Consider the following 13,222-nt stretch of genomic DNA (forward strand, 5'->3'; position numbering starts at 1 on the left):
GAAGATCCTCGGGTCAGGCGCGCAAAATGCGCACAAGAAGTGTGGAAGGGTAAAAAAATCGGGTCGAGTGGATAAGTAGCTTGCTAAGGAATATACTTACGTTCATGGTTGTTTGTAAACACCTTGGCTTCGGACCCACCCTGTTACAAAAGTCGTCGCAAGGTTTGAAATTGTAGGCCGGGGAGCCGATTCGTGAGAGATCGGCCCCTTCTTTATTCAGCGGATAGTCAGCCATCCCTGAAACATCCTGTTTGAGGTTTTACTGCCATGGTCCGTCGTACCAAAGAGGAAGCTCAGGAAACGCGAAGCCAGATTCTCGAAGCGGCCGAGAAAGCGTTTTATGAAAGGGGCGTGGCCCGCACGACCCTGGCGGATATCGCGACAATGGCCGGCGTCACGCGCGGGGCCATTTATTGGCATTTCAGCAACAAGGCCGATCTGGTGCAGGCCATGCTCGACAGCCTGCATGAGCCGCTGGATGAACTGGCCAAGGCCAGCGAGAGCGAGGACGAACTCGATCCGCTGGGCTGCATGCGCAAACTGTTGATTCATCTGTTCCATCAGGTTGCCCTGGATCCGAAGACCCGTCGCATCAACGAGATTCTGTTTCATAAGTGCGAATTCACCGATGAAATGTGCGATCTGCGCCAGCAGCGCCGGACGGCCAGTCTCGAATGCAACCTGCGCATTGGCCTGACCCTGCGTAATGCGGTAAATCGCGGCCAGTTGCCGGAAGATCTCGACACTGTCCGTGCGGCCATCAGCATTCATGCCTATATCGATGGCCTTCTGTATGGATGGCTATTGGCGCCCGACAGCTTTGAATTGCATGCCGAGGCCGAGCGTTGGGTCGATACAGGGTTGGATATGCTGCGCCTGAGCCCCAGCCTGCGCAAATGAAACAAAATGCGTAATTGGCACAGGTTATGTCAATCGGCCTGCTTTTATATACGCCTGAACCGCGAGTTTAAACGTAGCGAGCTACGGATTTTGTAGGGATTTTGTGTCGTCCCTGTGAACGAATGTTAGCTGTGGTCAATGACGATCCCAACAAATGTCGACATCACCAAGATGCCAGGGTGGGAGCGGCCTTGCTCGCGAAGGCGTCTGGACATTCAATGCATCTGTCGACTGTTATACCGCTTTCGCGAGCAAGCCCGCTCCCACAATGGAGCTCCAGCTGTTGCGAGACAAACCCAAAAAAGAAGCCCCCGACTCTCACAAGTCGGGGGCTTTTGCGTTTCTGCGGTTTGGCTTACAGCGTTGGGTAGTCGATGTAGCCGACCGGGCCTTTGCCATAGAACAGTTCCGGACGTGCATCGTTGAGCGGTGCATCGGCTTTCAGGCGTGCCGGCAGGTCCGGGTTGGCAATGAACGGTACGCCGAAGGCCACCGCGTCAGCCTTGCCTTCAGCCAGCCACGCATTGGCGCTGTCCTTGGTGAAGCGTTCGTTGGCGATGTACGCGCCGCCGAAGGCTTCTTTCAGTTGTGGGCCGAGGCTGTCGGCGCCTTCTTTTTCGCGGGAGCAGATGAAGGCGATGCCGCGCTTGCCCAGTTCGCGAGCGACGTAGGTGAACGTCTCGGCGAGGTTGTCGTCACCCATGTCGTGGGAGTCGGCGCGGGGTGCCAGGTGCACGCCGACACGGCCGGCGCCCCAGACTTCGATCGCCGCGTCAGTCACTTCGAGCAGCAGACGCGCACGGTTCTCCAGGGAACCGCCGTAGTTGTCGGTGCGCTGGTTGGTGCTGCTTTGCAGGAACTGGTCGAGCAGGTAGCCGTTGGCGCCGTGGATTTCCACGCCGTCGAAACCGGCGGCCTTGGCGTTCTCGGCACCGGTGCGGTAGGCGTCGACGATCTCGGCGATTTCAGCGGTCTCCAGCGCGCGCGGGGTCGGGTAGTCGGCCAGTGGGCGCACCAGGCTGACGTGACCTTTGGGCTGGATGGCGCTCGGTGCGACCGGGGCTTCACCGTTGAGGTACGAGGGGTGTGAGATCCGGCCGACGTGCCACAGTTGCAGGACGATCTTGCCGCCAGCGGCGTGTACGGCCTTGGTCACGTTGGTCCAGCCGCGCACCTGATCGTTGGACCAGATGCCCGGGGTGTCCGGGTAGCCGACGCCCAGCGGGGTTACCGAAGTGGCCTCGCTGAGAATCAGGCCGGCGGAGGCACGTTGTACGTAGTATTCGGCCATCAGCGCGTTTGGCACGCGGCCTTCGTCGGCGCGGCAGCGGGTCAGCGGGGCCATGATGATGCGGTTGGACAGCTCGAGGTCGCCCAGTTTGATCGGATCGAAAATAGTTGCCATGTGTACAACCCTCGTCAGTGAAGTGGTTAATCAGTGGGTAGCAGTGGCCAGGCCGGCAGCGCCGTTCTGACGGAAAGTGATCAGGGTCACGAGCAGCGCGAGGACCGCCAGGGCTGCCGCGGCCAGGGGCACGCTGGTCAGGCCGAAACCGTGGGCGATGACGCTGCCGCCGACCCAGGCGCCGAGGGCGTTGCCGATGTTGAAAGCGCCGATGTTCAGGGTCGATACCAGGTTCGGTGCCGCCTTGCCGAAGGTCACCACGTTGACTTGCAGCGCCGGCACGGCGGCAAAGGAGGCGGTGGCCCAAAGGAACAGGGTGATTTCCGTCGGGATCAGCGCGACGCTGGTCCAGCTGAGCACGGTGGACACCACCGCCATCGCCACGAACACGCCGATCAGGGTGGCGCCCAAGCGCTTGTCCGCCAGTTTGCCGCCGATGATGTTGCCCACGGTCAGACCCAGGCCGATCAGCAGCAGGGTCCAGGTCACGCCTTTTGGCGAGACGCCGGTGACATCGCCCAGCAGCGGCGCGATGTAGGTGAAGAGGGTGAACATCGATGCGGCGAACAGCGCGGTCATGCTCAGCGACAACCAGATGCCGGCGCCTTTGAGGGCGGCGAGTTCGGCGCGCATGTCGAGTTTTTCTTCGTCACGCTTGGCCGGCAGAAAGCGGATCAGGCCGATCAGCGCAACCACACCAATCACGGTCACGGCCCAGAAGGTCGAACGCCAGCCGGCTTCCTGACCCAGCGCGGTACCCAGCGGCACGCCGAGCACGTTGGCCAGGGTCAGGCCGGTGAACATCAACGCCACGGCGGACGCCCGTTTGTTCGGCGCCACCAGCCCGGCGGCTACTACAGAACCGATACCGAAGAACGCACCGTGGCACAGCGCGGTGACGACACGGGCAAACATCAGCACGTTGTAGTCACTGGCGATGGCGCACAGCAGGTTACCGACGATGAAAATCCCCATCAGCGCTACCAGTGCCGCCTTGCGCGGCAGTCTGGCGGTGGCCAGTGCCATGAACGGCGCACCGATGGCTACGCCCAAGGCGTAACCGGTCACCAGCCAGCCGGCGCCCGGAATCGACACACCCAGATCAGCCGCCACATCGGGCAGCAGGCCCATGATGACGAACTCGGTGGTGCCGATGGCGAAGGCGCTCAAGGCCAGAATGAGTAGCGAGAGGGGCATTTGAATCAATTCCTTGTGGGAGCGCTGAGCTCTTTGACGATGGCGTCGAGGAACGCTTGAATCACGTCCTCGTTGCGTTTGAAGAAGTGCCACTGGCCGGCCTTCTGGCTGCTGATCAGGCCGGCGCGTTGCAGGGTCGCCAGATGAGCGGAAACGGTCGACTGCGACAGGCCGCAGCGTTGATCGATCTGCCCGGCGCAGATCCCGTACTCGTGGTTGTGCAGTTGTTCCGGAAACTCGGCTTTGGGGTCTTTCAGCCAGATGAGGATGTCTCGCCGTACTGGGTGTGCCAGGGCTTTTATTATTTCGTCGAGGTCGAGGTTCATGGCTTTGTGCTCGTGATGTGTAGCGCTATATCGCGATGAGGCGAACTTTAAATCGGTATTTCGCGATATACCAATATGAATTTGATCTGACGACCGCATAAATCGGTATATCGGGTTATAACGATATGTGTGGTGTAACGATGAAAGCGCGCAGTGCTAAGCTGCGCCCATGAACTATCTCGCACATTTACACCTCGGAGGCCAGCGCCCCGAGCAATTACTCGGCAGTCTGTATGGCGATTTCGTCAAAGGACGGCTGCAGGGGCAGTTTGCGCCGCAGATTGAGGCGGCGATTCAGTTGCACCGGCGCATTGATGTGTTCACCGATCGCCACCCGTTGGTGGACACCGCGCTCGGGCGCTTTTCGCAGACTCGTCGGCGTTACGCCGGGATCGTCCTCGATGTGTTTTTTGATCATTGCCTGGCGCGCGACTGGACGCTGTACGCCGATCAGCCGCTGGAGCAGTTCACGGCCGACGTTTACCGGGTGCTGTCGAGTGAACGGCAGTTGCCCGAGCGCCTGGCGCAGATTGCACCGCACATGGTCGCCAATGACTGGCTGGGTTCGTATCAGCAGTTCGAAGTGCTGGAGCAGGTACTGCGCGGGATCTCCCGGCGCCTGACCCGGCCCGAGGAACTGGCGGGGGCGATGCAGGAGTTGCGGCGCTTGTATGAGCCGCTGAGTGAAGACTTCCGCCTGTTCTACCCGCAACTTCAAGAATTTGTACAAACCTCGGCAACACAGTAACCCCCTGTGGGAGCGGGCTTGCTCGCGAATGCGCTGGATCATCCATCAAAAATGTTGAATGACACAGCGCCTTCGCGAGCAAGCCCGCTCCCACCGGGGATCAGTGCTCAGGCAGCAATAGCGGGGCGCATTGGTGCTGTCTGTTTCTCCGGGATCGTGCCAAACAACGCCTTCTGCACCGCCTGCTGCGCTTCAAACGCCAGCGCCGCGCGCTCCCGGCCCTGACAGGCAATCGGCTTGAGCAGATGCACTTCGACATCGCCGCAATCATTGCTGAACAGGCGCATCAGGTGCGACAGAAGATCATCGTCACCAATGAACGGCGCCAGGGTATCGATTTCGCCATCGCGCAGATAACGGATCACCACCGGTTGCAGCATCACCTCGGAATCAATCGCCGCCGACAGCAGGCGACCATGAAAGGTGCGCAGCGAGCGGCCGTCGGTGGTGGTGCCTTCCGGGAACATCAGCAGCGGATGTCGGGTTTGCAGGTGGCGGGTCATCTGTTTGCGGATCAATTGGCTGTCGCCCGAACCGCGACGGATGAACAGACTGCCAGCCTTGGCCGCCAGCCAACCGGCCACCGGCCAGGTGCGCACCTCGGCCTTGGACAGAAACGACAGCGGCGTGAGCATGCCCAGCAGCGGAATGTCGGTCCATGACACATGATTGCTGACCCACAGCATCGGCTGCTTCGGCAACTCGCCATGCACGGTCACGCGAAAGGGCAGGGCATTGCTCAGGCGCGCCATGAAAAATCGCGACCAGCGCTGCCGGCGCTGCATCGAGTGGGCCAGGCCCAGACGCTCGAACACGCCGAAGACGCTGGCCATGGTCAGGCCCAGCGTCACCACCACCAGCACCCGCGCGATTCGCGCGTACACCCGCAACCGGCTCATCACACCGCCGCCTTGAAGTGCTTGGCGTAACGCGGGCAGAGTTCGTCGCGCTTGAGCAGGATGAATACGTCGGCGACCTGGAAGTCTTCGTCCCAGCACGGCTCGCCGCAGATCTTCGCGCCCAGACGCATGTAGGCCTTGAGCAGCGGTGGCATTTCGGCGATCACGTTGGATGGGATATCCAGCGATGGCAGCGGATTTTTCGGTTCGGCGCGCAGGTGCTCGGTGCACAGATAGCGTTCACGCAAGCGCTGCATGATCGCGTGGGCCTGCACGCCGCCGTCTTGCATCGGAATGCTCGCGCAACCCATCAGGTAGCTGTAGCCACCCTGGTTGAGGACTTCGGCCAGTTCGCCCCAGAGCACGGCGATAGTGCCGCCGTTGCGATAGGCCGGGTCGACGCAGGTGCGGCCGATTTCGAGGATCGGCCCTTGCAGGTGCGCCAGGCCATGCAGGCTGAATTCTTCTTCGCTGTAGAACTTGCCCAGGCTGCTGGCAGCTGTGTGATCGAGCAAACGGGTGGTGGCGACCAGACGCCCGGTGTTCAAGTCACGCACGCCGATGTGGCTGCAGTGAACATCATAGTCATCCATGTCCAGACCCAGTTCCGCGCCTTTCAGCTTGGCGTTGAATTCGCCGCTGAACACGTTGAAACGCAAGGCCTGGGCTTGCTGCAAGGCCTCGGCGCCGATCAGGCGTTCGGCTTGCAGGCGGCGTTCATTGCCGGTGTCGCTGATGCGGGCGATCTGAGTCATTTGAATCTCCGTACGGGCCTTGAACCCGTCGTGGGTTGCAGCCGATCGACTTTCTTTATGCAGCCATGTTGTGCAAAGTCAGGCTATGTAGCCCCGGTGTCATCGCCATGAACGTTTGGTGATGCTTGTATGACAGCCCACAAGGAGCCTCTATGCCCTGGCCCAGCCTGCTCGAAAGCCGTGAACGCCTGCCCGCCGTCGCTGATCTGGAGGAGGGTTTCGCCATGTTGTTGCATCAATTGGGCAACGTGACGCCGTTCGAACTTGCGGTGGCGGGAGGGCGGCGAATGGCGACACCGGGGCTCGCATTTCTGGTGGGTTATCAGGCGGCATTGCGCATGCTCTGGCCGAGCGCACCGCCAAGTCTTGGCGCGCTGTGTGCGACCGAACAGCGCAGCCTGCGCCCGGCGGACATGCAGACGCGCCTGACTGATTTGCGCCTCAGTGGGCAGAAAGATTTCGTCACCGCAGGGGATGCGGCAGACTGGCTGCTCGTCGCCGCGCGCCATGAAGAGCCCGGCGAGTCACCACGCCTGAGTCTGGCGGTGGTGTACCCCGGCGAACCCGGCGTGCGTGTGGAAAAACTCCCGGCACTGCCGTTGATGCCGGACATCAGTCACGGTCGGCTGCATCTGGATGGCGCGCTGTGCGAGTTGCTCGCCGGGGATGGCTGGGATGCTTATGTGAAGCCGTTTCGCACCCTGGAAGATGTCTATGTGTTGAGCGCCATGACCGCGTGGCTGTATGGCGTCGGCCAGGACAGTGGCTGGTCGCAGACCCTGCAATTGCGCTTGCTGGCGCTATTGGCCGGGTGTGCGGAGGCGAGCCGCCAGCCGCCGGACAATCCGTTCGGGCATGTGTTGCTGGGTGGGTTGTTTGCGCAGTTTGATGCGCTGAAAATCGAGGTCGATCAGGCGATGGCCGATAGCAGTCCCGAGTGGGCGGCGATGTGGCAGCGTGATCAGTCGGTGATGCAGTTGGCGGCGGGGGCACGAGCCAAGCGCCTGGCCAACGCTTTGGCGGTGGGCTGACGGGCCTCTTCGCGAGCAAGCCCGCTCCCACAGTTTGATCGCATTCCTACTGAAGGAGCTCGGTCAACTGTGGGAGCGAGCCTGCTCGCGAAGGCGGCCGCAAAATCACTGCACCTCTGTCATAAACCCCGACTAATCTGAGCAGGTTCATTCCCAGAGCCCTCACCATGTTCAAAGGCCTGCCTCTGTTTCTGCTGCTGATCAGCTTCACCGTTCACGCCGAACCATGGCCTGCTGAACAATGGCCGACCGGCCCGAAGATCAGTGACCCAACCGCAGAGGCTTTGGCGAGTTACGCCTTCCCACCCCGCGACGACACCACCCGCAAAGGCATCCGCACCGACGCGCTGCTGATCATCCGCGACGGCCAGATCATCTACGAACGCTACGCCGGCCCGACCCGTGCCGAGACCCCGCACCTGACCTGGTCGATCAGTAAAAGCCTGATGGCCACGGTGCTGGGCGTGGCGTATGGCGAAGGCTTGTTCGGGCTCGAAGATCCGGCCGTGAGGTTCTACCCGCCACTGGAAAAACACCCGACCATCACCGTCGCCGACCTGCTGCACTGGGCTTCCGGCCTGGACTGGCAGGAAGACTACGAATACGCCCCGCTGAAGTCCTCAGTGGTGGCGATGCTCTATACCCGGGGGCATCGCGACATGCCCGGGTTCACCGCCGATCGCGACGCCTACGCGCCACCGGGGCAGGCGTTCCGTTATTCCAGTGGCGACAGCAATCTGTTGGCCGCCGCGCTGAGAAACATGGTCGGCCCGCAGCGTTATCCCGACTATCCGTGGACGGCGCTGTTCGAGCCACTGGGCATTCGCCACGCCGTGTGGGAAACCGATGCCGGCGGCACGTTTGTCGCCTCGTCTTATGCCTATCTCACCGCCCGTGATCTGGCGCGGGTCGGACTGCTGATGGCCCGCGACGGGCGCTGGAATGATCGACAGTTGTTGCCCAAGGCTTGGCTGGCCTTCAACCGTGAACCGTTTGCCGGCTACAAGGCGCATCAGGATGAGGTGGTGCCCGGTGGTCAGTGGTGGCTCAATCGCCCGGCCGATGGCGCCGCCTCGCCGTGGCCCGACGCGCCCCCCGACACCTTCGCCGCTTTGGGCCACTGGGGCCAGGCACTGTATGTGATCCCCAGCGAGAAACTGGTGATCGTGCGTTATGCCGATGATCGCGACGGCAGCTACCGCCATAACGAACTGCTCAAGCGCGTGCTCAAGGCGGTGCAGCCATGAAACTGCTCAAGCGGATTCTGCTGTTGCTGTTGATCGTGCTGCTCGGCTGGATCTGGCACGAGCGGGACAACCTGTGGGCGTTTCCGGACATCATCAGTGCCTACACGGCGAAGGAATATTGTTCGTGTCGCTACGTGATGAACAACGAAGCGCAGTATTGCCGGGGCTACGTGAAACAGTGGTTGCCCACCAGCAGCTTTACCGACGACAGCGCGAGCAAGACCATCACCATCAGCGGCATGGGCCGCAGCAACCGTGCACAGTGGCTGAGCGAACGCCAGGGCTGCCGGCTCAATCCCTGAGTTACGCCATCCCTCTGTGGCAGCGAGCCTGCTCGCGAAATCGGCGCTGGCCGCAATACCTGCGGTGCGACGTGCATTGAGTTCGCGAGCAGGCTCGTTCCCACAGGGCTTGCAATAACTCGGTGGGCGGTTAAGGTTCGTGCAGGTTTATCGCCCAGCGAGTGTTCAATGTTCAACCGCCCCCTCTCTACAGCCTTCGCCAGTCTGCTATTGGCCGCCGCCGCGTTGCCGGCGCAGGCCAACTGGTATTTGGACGGCGAGTCGTCGCGGCTGTCGTTTGTCAGCACCAAGAATGCCCATGTTTCCGAAGTGCAGCGTTTTCTGGTGCTGCACGGCAAGGTCGACCCCAGCGGTCGGGCCGAGGTCGAAGTCGAACTGGACTCGATCAACAGCGGTATCCCGCTGCGTGACGAGCGCATGCGCAAGGAGCTGTTCCAGATCGAGCAATTTCCGGAAGCGACCATCAGCACCCAGATCGACCTGCGCCCGATCAACGATCTGGCCCCCGGCGCGCAGCTTGAATTGCGTCTGCCGCTGACCGTGAATCTGCACGGCAAACAACACGAATACCCGGCCGAGTTGCTGGCGACGCGTCTCGATGACCGACGCTTTCAAGTGGTGACCCTGGAACCGTTGGTGATCAACGCCGAGGATTTCGATCTGGTGCCGGGGCTGGAAACCCTGCGTAACCTGGCCGGGTTGTCGGCCATCAGTCTGTCGGTGCCGGTGGGTGCGGTGCTGATCTTCACGGCGCGCTGACATGCGCGGCGCGGTGTTCCCGTGGCGTGACGGCAACCGTTTCGAACTGATGATCGACGGCCCGCAATTCTTCCCGCGCATGCTGGTGGAGATTGCCCGCGCTGAAGAACAGGTCGAACTGGAGTTGTATCTGGTGGAGGCGGGCGCCTGCGCCGAAGCCGTGGTCCAGGCGCTGGTGCAGGCCGCCGAGCGCGGAGTGCGGGTGCGCTGCCTGTTCGATGATTACGGCAGCCTCGCGTTTACCCTGCACCTGCGTCAGCGCCTGATAAAAGCCGGGGTCGAACTGCGTTTCTACAATCGCCTGAACTGGCGGCGCTGGGTCGGCAATTTCTATCGCGATCACCGCAAACTGCTGCTGGTCGATCAGCGTCTGGCGGTGGTTGGCGGCACCGGGGTGACCGATGAATTCTGGACCCCGGAACAGGACACCAGCGAGTGGCATGAAGTGATGGTGGAAATCACCGGCCCGCTGGTGCTCGACTGGCAGATACTGTTCGACCGCCAATGGATTGCCAACCGTCATCGCCGGGCGTGGAAGCCTTCGGCGCATGTCGGCCTGCCACGCTTGCCCAAGGTGCCGGACATGGGCGAGGGCATGGGCCGCGTGGCTTACGCCGATGCGCGCCAGCACCGCGACATTCTGCAATCACTGTTCCGCGCCTTGAACAGCGGGCAGAAACGCATCTGGATGGCCACCCCGTATTTCCTGCCCACCTGGAAAATCCGCCGCTCGCTGCGCAAGGCCGCTGCCCGTGGTGTCGACGTCCGGTTGCTGCTGACCGGGCCGCGCACCGATCATCCGTCAGTGCGATACGCCGGCCATCGCTACTACCCGCGCCTGCTCAAGGCCGGGGTGCAGATCTTCGAATACCAGCCGTGCTTCCTGCACCTGAAAATGGTGTTGGTGGACGACTGGGTGAGCATCGGCTCGTGCAACTTCGATCACTGGAACCTGCGCTTCAATCTGGAGGCGAACCTGGAGGCACTGGATCCGTCACTGACGGCAGCGGTGGTGAAGAGTTTCGAGAAGGACTTCGGGCTGAGTCAGCAGGTGAGTCTGGAAGAGTGGCGGCGCCGACCGTTGTGGCGACGGGTGAAGCAGCGGATTTGGGGATGGGTGGATCGGGTGGTAGTGAATATTCTCGACAGACGCGGTTAGTCGCTCCGCCAAATAAACACTGAAATCCAAATGTGGGAGGGGGCTTGCTCCCGAATGCGGTGTGTCAGTCAGCTTTGATCCAGCTGAATGACCGCAATCGCGAGCAGGCTCACTCCTACAGGGTATTGCGGTGCTTGTTACAGCAATTCAAAGCTCTGCTGCGTCACGTCCTGCGAATCCAGGCCGATCTGCACGTTGAACTTGCCAGGCTCCGCCGCGTACTTGAGCTGGGCGTTGTAGAACTTCAGATCATCCTCGGTGATGGTGAAATGCACGACTTTCTGTTCACCGGCCTTGAGCATGATTTTCTGGAAGTTCTTCAGTTCTTTCACCGGGCGGATCATTGAACCGGTGACGTCCTGAATGTACAGCTGCACCACGGTTTCGCCGTCGCGCTTGCCGGTGTTTTTCAGGGTGACACTGGCATCGAGCTTGCCGGTGGTGTTCAGCGTGGTCGATGACAGCGCCATGTCGCTCAGGGTGAATTGGGTGTAGCTCAGGCCATAGCCGAACGGGAACAGCGGACCTGTGGTGTCGTCGAAATACTGCGAGGTGTAGTTACCCGGTTTGCCCGGCGTGAACGGCCGGCCAATGCTCAGGTGGTTGTAGTAGGTCGGGATCTGGCCCACGGAACGCGGGAAGGTCACCGGCAGTTTGCCCGACGGGTTGTAGTCGCCGAACAGCACGTCAGCGATGGCATTGCCGCCCTCGGTGCCGCTGAACCAGGTTTCGAGAATCGCGTCGGCCGACTGGTTCTCTTCGAGAAGGGTCAGCGGTCGGCCGTTCATCAGCACCAGCACCAGTGGCTTGCCGGTGGCTTTCAGCGCGCGGATCAGCTCGCGCTGGTTTTCCGGGATGTTCAGGTCGGTGCGGCTGGACGATTCGTGGGACATGCCACGGGACTCGCCCACGGCGGCAACGATCACATCGGCGTCCTTGGCGGCTTTCAGCGCTTCGTCGATCAGCACGTTGGCCGGGCGCGGGTCATCGACCACTTCCGGCGCATCGAAATTGAGGAAGTTCAGGTAATCGAGCACCTTCTTGTCGCTGGTGATGTTCGCGCCACGGGCGTAGATCAGGTTCGCCTTGTCGCCGATCACCGAGTTCATGCCATCAAACAGAGTGACCGATTGCGCCGGTTTACCCGCCGCCGCCCAGCTGCCCATCATGTCGATCGGGGCCTTGGCCAGCGGGCCGACCAGCGCGACTTTCGCGGTTTTCTTCAGCGGCAGCGTGTCGTTCTGGTTCTTCAGCAGCACCAGGCTGCGGCGCGCCACTTCGCGGGCCTCGGCGCGGTGCAGGCGGCTGTCGGCGTAGGTGTCGGCCGGATCATCCTCGGCCTTGCCGATGCGCAGGTACGGGTCCTTGAACAGGCCCATGTCGTACTTGGCGGCGAGCACTTCGCGTACCGCGTTGTCGATGTCTTTCTGTTCAATCTCGCCGGACTTGAGCAGCCCCGGCAGCTCTTTGCCGTACAGGGTGTCGTTCATGCTCATGTCGATGCCGGCCTTGATCGCCAGCTTCGCCGCTTCGCGACCGTCGGCGGCGACGCCGTGCTTGATCAGTTCGAAGATCGCACCGTGGTCGCTGACCGCCAGGCCCTTGAAACCCCAGTCCTTGCGCAGCAGATCGTTCATCAGCCAGGTGTTGGCCGTGGCCGGAATACCGTTGATCGAATTCAACGCCACCATCACCCCGCCGGCGCCGGCATCGATCGCCGCGCGGTACGGTGGCAGGTAGTCCTGGTACATCTTGACCGGGCTCATGTCGACGACGTTGTAGTCACGACCGCCCTCGACTGCGCCATACAGGGCGAAGTGCTTGACGCTGGCCATGATGCTGTCGGATGCGCTCGGGGTGTCGCCCTGATAGGCCTTGACCATCACTTTGGCGATGCGCGAAGTCAGGTAGGTGTCTTCGCCGAAACCCTCGGAGCTGCGGCCCCAGCGCGGGTCGCGGGAGATATCGACCATCGGCGCGAAGGTGATGTCGAGGCTGTCGGCGGCGGCCTCTTTGGCGGCAATGCGCCCGGACTGGCCGATGGCGTCCATGTCCCAGCTCGACGCCAGGGCCAGCGGAATCGGGAAAATCGTACGGTGACCGTGGATCACGTCGTACGCAAAAAACATCGGGATCTTCAGGCGGCTGCGCATCGCCGCGTCCTGCATCGGACGGTTTTCCGGGCGGGTGATCGAGTTGAACGTACCGCCGATGTTGCCGGCGGCGATCTCTTTGCGGATCAGTTCGCGGGGCATTTCCGGGCCGATGCTGATCAGGCGCAACTGGCCGATCTTTTCATCGAGGGTCATTTGCTTCATCAGATTGCTGATGAACGCGTCCTTGTTTTCCAGGGGTACCGGGGTCGTGGCGGCCAATACTTGATGACTGGCCAGGCTGACGAACAGACCCAGCAAACACAGCTTCTTCATGAATATTTTTCTCAAGGGCCCAAACGGCAATGCAATGCCGGCCAGCCAAAAGTTAGGGAGCGACT

Annotated in this window: 13 protein-coding genes; 7 read left to right on the forward strand and 6 right to left on the reverse strand. The window is 61.6% G+C overall.

Annotated features, from left to right (window positions below; genetic code table 11):
- Nucleotides 1–267: 267 nt before the first annotated feature.
- Nucleotides 268–900, forward strand: coding sequence for an efflux system transcriptional repressor EmhR (gene emhR, locus AC0J41_RS04715; protein ID WP_473014702.1), 633 nt, complete (start codon nt 268–270; stop codon nt 898–900).
- A 355-nt stretch (nt 901–1,255) separates the two neighbouring features.
- Here emhR and AC0J41_RS04720 read toward each other — a convergent pair whose 3' ends face one another.
- From AC0J41_RS04720 to AC0J41_RS04730, 3 genes are read right to left on the reverse strand one after another with little or no spacing between them, the layout of a single operon-like run.
- Nucleotides 1,256–2,305 carry an alkene reductase gene (locus tag AC0J41_RS04720; RefSeq protein WP_473014703.1) on the reverse strand — a complete coding sequence of 350 codons (1,050 nt, stop codon included), beginning with the start codon at nt 2,303–2,305 and terminating at the stop codon, nt 1,256–1,258.
- A gap of 30 nt (nt 2,306–2,335) precedes the next feature.
- Nucleotides 2,336–3,502 carry an MFS transporter gene (locus tag AC0J41_RS04725; protein ID WP_473014704.1) on the reverse strand — a complete coding sequence of 389 codons (1,167 nt, stop codon included), beginning with the start codon at nt 3,500–3,502 and terminating at the stop codon, nt 2,336–2,338.
- Nucleotides 3,503–3,507: 5 nt separating this feature from the next.
- A complete protein-coding gene (locus tag AC0J41_RS04730; RefSeq protein ID WP_025110729.1) occupies nt 3,508–3,828 on the reverse strand; it encodes an ArsR/SmtB family transcription factor in 321 nt (106 codons plus the stop codon).
- 169 nt (nt 3,829–3,997) lie between these two features.
- On the opposite strand from AC0J41_RS04730, the gene AC0J41_RS04735 reads away from it, so the two are divergent.
- The gene (locus AC0J41_RS04735) at nt 3,998–4,576 is read left to right on the forward strand and encodes an acyl carrier protein phosphodiesterase (protein WP_473014705.1); all 579 of its coding nucleotides are present in this window, start codon (nt 3,998–4,000) and stop codon (nt 4,574–4,576) included.
- 107 nt (nt 4,577–4,683) lie between these two features.
- Here the strand turns inward: AC0J41_RS04735 and AC0J41_RS04740 are convergent, their stop codons facing one another.
- Both AC0J41_RS04740 and olsB read right to left on the reverse strand, forming a co-directional pair.
- Entirely contained in the window at nt 4,684–5,475 is a 792-nt protein-coding gene (locus AC0J41_RS04740; RefSeq protein WP_473014706.1) for a lysophospholipid acyltransferase family protein, read from the reverse strand.
- Nucleotides 5,475–6,230: an L-ornithine N(alpha)-acyltransferase gene (gene olsB, locus AC0J41_RS04745; RefSeq protein ID WP_025110726.1), complete on the reverse strand. Its 756-nt coding sequence runs from the start codon at nt 6,228–6,230 to the stop codon at nt 5,475–5,477. Before olsB ends, AC0J41_RS04740 begins: the two co-directional genes overlap by 1 nt.
- A gap of 152 nt (nt 6,231–6,382) precedes the next feature.
- Here olsB and AC0J41_RS04750 point away from each other — a divergent pair, with 152 nt between their 5' ends.
- The 5 genes from AC0J41_RS04750 (at nt 6,383) to AC0J41_RS04770 (ending at nt 10,728) form a co-directional block, all read left to right on the forward strand.
- Entirely contained in the window at nt 6,383–7,261 is an 879-nt protein-coding gene (locus tag AC0J41_RS04750) for an acyl-CoA dehydrogenase (RefSeq protein ID WP_473014707.1), read from the forward strand.
- A 167-nt stretch (nt 7,262–7,428) separates the two neighbouring features.
- A complete protein-coding gene (locus AC0J41_RS04755) occupies nt 7,429–8,508 on the forward strand; it encodes a serine hydrolase domain-containing protein (protein WP_473014708.1) in 1,080 nt (359 codons plus the stop codon).
- A complete protein-coding gene (locus AC0J41_RS04760; RefSeq protein ID WP_473014709.1) occupies nt 8,505–8,810 on the forward strand; it encodes an amidase in 306 nt (101 codons plus the stop codon). Before AC0J41_RS04755 ends, AC0J41_RS04760 begins: the two co-directional genes overlap by 4 nt.
- 168 nt (nt 8,811–8,978) lie before the next feature.
- Nucleotides 8,979–9,569, forward strand: a complete 591-nt coding sequence (locus AC0J41_RS04765) for a YceI family protein (RefSeq protein WP_473014710.1) — start codon at nt 8,979–8,981, stop codon at nt 9,567–9,569.
- 1 nt (nt 9,570) lies between these two features.
- Complete coding sequence (locus tag AC0J41_RS04770) at nt 9,571–10,728, forward strand: phospholipase D-like domain-containing protein (RefSeq protein WP_473014711.1); 1,158 nt, start codon at nt 9,571–9,573, stop codon at nt 10,726–10,728.
- A gap of 137 nt (nt 10,729–10,865) precedes the next feature.
- Here the strand turns inward: AC0J41_RS04770 and bglX are convergent, their stop codons facing one another.
- Nucleotides 10,866–13,157, reverse strand: a complete 2,292-nt coding sequence (gene bglX / locus AC0J41_RS04775) for a beta-glucosidase BglX (RefSeq protein WP_473014712.1) — start codon at nt 13,155–13,157, stop codon at nt 10,866–10,868.
- Nucleotides 13,158–13,222: the final 65 nt, after the last annotated feature.

The sequence above is a fragment of the Pseudomonas sp. Arb-4-2C genome, assembly GCF_055755015.1.

Coding starts and splice junctions, on each gene's coding strand:
- emhR (WP_473014702.1), top strand. CDS start 268: ATGGTCCGTCGTACCAAAGAGGAAGCTCAGGAAACGCGAAGCCAGATT.
- AC0J41_RS04720 (WP_473014703.1), bottom strand. CDS start 2,305: ATGGCAACTATTTTCGATCCGATCAAACTGGGCGACCTCGAGCTGTCC.
- AC0J41_RS04725 (WP_473014704.1), bottom strand. CDS start 3,502: ATGCCCCTCTCGCTACTCATTCTGGCCTTGAGCGCCTTCGCCATCGGC.
- AC0J41_RS04730 (WP_025110729.1), bottom strand. CDS start 3,828: ATGAACCTCGACCTCGACGAAATAATAAAAGCCCTGGCACACCCAGTA.
- AC0J41_RS04735 (WP_473014705.1), top strand. CDS start 3,998: ATGAACTATCTCGCACATTTACACCTCGGAGGCCAGCGCCCCGAGCAA.
- AC0J41_RS04740 (WP_473014706.1), bottom strand. CDS start 5,475: ATGAGCCGGTTGCGGGTGTACGCGCGAATCGCGCGGGTGCTGGTGGTG.
- olsB (WP_025110726.1), bottom strand. CDS start 6,230: ATGACTCAGATCGCCCGCATCAGCGACACCGGCAATGAACGCCGCCTG.
- AC0J41_RS04750 (WP_473014707.1), top strand. CDS start 6,383: ATGCCCTGGCCCAGCCTGCTCGAAAGCCGTGAACGCCTGCCCGCCGTC.
- AC0J41_RS04755 (WP_473014708.1), top strand. CDS start 7,429: ATGTTCAAAGGCCTGCCTCTGTTTCTGCTGCTGATCAGCTTCACCGTT.
- AC0J41_RS04760 (WP_473014709.1), top strand. CDS start 8,505: ATGAAACTGCTCAAGCGGATTCTGCTGTTGCTGTTGATCGTGCTGCTC.
- AC0J41_RS04765 (WP_473014710.1), top strand. CDS start 8,979: ATGTTCAACCGCCCCCTCTCTACAGCCTTCGCCAGTCTGCTATTGGCC.
- AC0J41_RS04770 (WP_473014711.1), top strand. CDS start 9,571: ATGCGCGGCGCGGTGTTCCCGTGGCGTGACGGCAACCGTTTCGAACTG.
- bglX (WP_473014712.1), bottom strand. CDS start 13,157: ATGAAGAAGCTGTGTTTGCTGGGTCTGTTCGTCAGCCTGGCCAGTCAT.